At 63.8% G+C, this 549-nt stretch carries 1 protein-coding gene and 1 pseudogene; both read left to right on the top strand.

Translation table 11 applies throughout. From position 1 onward, the window contains the following. Window positions 1–350, top strand: a pseudogene (locus INT12_RS31015) (arabinose ABC transporter substrate-binding protein); the annotation flags it as partial. Further along, window positions 347–549: ATP-binding cassette domain-containing protein (locus INT12_RS31010; RefSeq protein ID WP_193059241.1), on the top strand; the 203-nt coding region annotated here is incomplete at its 3' end. The pseudogene INT12_RS31015 and the gene INT12_RS31010, both read left to right, overlap by 4 nt.

The following is a 549-nucleotide window of genomic DNA, read 5'->3' as shown; positions in this document are numbered from 1 at the left end:
TGGTCAAGCTGCCCAGCGGCGCGAAGAACCTGATCATCGGCGGCATGAACGACAACACCGTGCTCGGCGGCGTGCGCGCCACCGAAAGCGCCGGCTTCAAAGCCGCCAACGTGATCGGCATCGGCATCAACGGCACCGACGCCATCGGCGAGTTGAAGAAAGCCAACAGCGGTTTCTTCGGTTCGATGCTGCCCAGCCCGCACATCGAGGGCTACAACACCGCGCTGATGATGTACGAGTGGGTCACCACCGGTAAGGAACCGCCGAAGTACACCGCGATGGACGAAGTGACGCTGATCACCCGCGCCAACTTCCAGGAAGAACTGACCAAGATCGGGCTGTGGAAATGACCGCAGCGGCACTGCGCTTTGACGGCATCGGCAAAACCTTCCCCGGGGTCAAGGCGCTGGACAGCATCAGTTTCACCGCCCACCCGGGGCAGGTCCACGCGTTGATGGGCGAGAACGGCGCGGGCAAGTCGACGCTGCTGAAGATCCTCGGCGGCGCCTACATCCCGAGCAGCGGCAGCGTGCAGATCGGCGCGCAGAC

The sequence above is a fragment of the Pseudomonas sp. K8 genome (assembly GCF_014889455.1).
Lineage (GTDB): Bacteria > Pseudomonadota > Gammaproteobacteria > Pseudomonadales > Pseudomonadaceae > Aquipseudomonas > Aquipseudomonas veronii.
Note: the sequence above shows the minus strand (reverse complement) of the source record. Positions and strands in the feature narration are given on the sequence as shown.